The sequence below is a fragment of the Shewanella sp. A22 genome, assembly GCF_053850585.1.
Genome location: NZ_JBSQBN010000234.1, coordinates 1 through 1788, shown reverse-complemented (window position 1 = coordinate 1788; position 1788 = coordinate 1). Strand labels below are relative to the sequence as shown.

The 1788-nt window shown below is 40.1% G+C and carries 1 pseudogene; it reads left to right on the top strand.

The features are described from left to right. The first annotated feature begins 666 nt into the window (after nt 1–666). A pseudogene (locus ACWXWT_RS20425) lies at nt 667–1665 on the top strand (IS630 family transposase). Nucleotides 1666–1788: the final 123 nt, after the last annotated feature.

Below are 1788 nucleotides of genomic sequence, written 5' to 3'. Positions count from 1 at the left end.
CTAGGTCGTTGGCTTGGGAGGCGTATTTTACGCTTTCCCGGGTTGGCGTCAAGTGTTTTTTCAAACTTTCTTTTCGCTGTTGAACTCTGTGTTTTGAAGCACTTAATTCAACCTCACTCGGTGACCGCTTTCGCTGTCTGCCGTGTCAGTGGATGCGCATTATAGGCACCACAAGATTTTGTGCAACCCCTTTTTTAACTAAATTTCGATTTAATTTTTATACTCTAGTTAATACCAAATTAAAAACATGTTACTCACAGATTTATCCACAAAATGGATATTATAATCTACTATTCTTTACTACTATAGTGTCTGAATTTTATAGCGATGGCTCAATTAATATCACTAAAAGTACTCATTGCATGCTTAAATCTTAAGTGCCAATGCTATTCGGCCAAAACAATTATCAACTGTATGTGTAAAATATTAATTGGTTAATCAGTTGCGCCACCTGTTTTTATCTAATTAGTAATAACAAAGTCCATAAGTAAACGAATATCCTATAGGGTCTAATTACGACTTAGAATAGTACGGACTGTTTGTTTGCCTAATAACTCCTATCTAACGGCTTTCATTTACCTACTAGTAAGAAATACATATTTAATAGGATTGGTATCACATTAAATATGTGATCTAATTGGTTGTCATTTCCTTATTTCAGTATCGATGAATAATCTCAATCTTGCAGCATTAGTTAAATCTGAGAAAAGCGCACGTAAACGTATGCGTTATCTCGCCTTACTTCATTTTACCGAAGGTCATTCTCGTACTACTATAGCCAACATGTTTAAGGTCAGTAGAACCAGTGTTAATGCTTGGGTTACTCATTATTTAACTCATGGTATTAGTGGCCTAGATGATAAACATAATCCAGGTAGACCCGGTCAATTATCGGTGAAACAACTGGTAAATCTGAAAGAATTTGTACAACGTCAAAGCTTGTCTGAGAGTGGCGGAAGATTGATGGCAAGAGATATCAGTCTTTTTATTCAGTCTGAATTTGGCGTGACCTTTAAACAGGCCAATATCTACAGATTACTGCATCAACTAGGATTGTCATGGATAACGACCCGTTCTCGTCACCCAAAACAATCTCAAGATATTCAGGACGCGTTTAAAAAACTTCCAGCTGTCAACGATCCTTAACACCCCGGGTCATGTGGCGTTAGATCGCATTGATGTTTGGTTTCAAGATGAAGCCAGATTTGGGCGACGAAAGGAACCCGACCACAAGCGGTAAGGCAACAACAGTTCGAATCAGCGTATTTATATGGCGCGGTTTGTCCGGCAACGGGCGCGACAGAGGCTATTATTGCCCCGCATGCCAGCAATGAATATATGTGGGAATATTTAAAATTAATTTCAGAGGCTACCGAATCGGGTCGCCATGCTTTGGTCATCATGGATGGCGCAGGTTGGCATCAACAAGATCTGACTGAGGACTTTGATAACCTTAGTATCCTTAAGCTTCCGCCCTATTCGCCAGAACTCAACCCTATAGAACAAGTGTGGCAATGGCTTCGTCAGAATGAACTCGCCAATCGTTGCTTTAGTGGATATGACGATATCGTTGAGCAGTGCTCCATTGCATGGAATCGATTTATTGCAGAGCCGGAAAGGGTGATTCAACTATGTTCTAGACGGTGGATAAAACTGACCAATTAAAACAAATATCAGAAGCAACGCCGAAAGATCGCTACGCGTTAGTGATAATAGATGGAGCAGGTTGGCATACAGAAGCTGCGGCCGCTGAGCTAGACAATCTTTGGATACTAAAATTACCGCCTT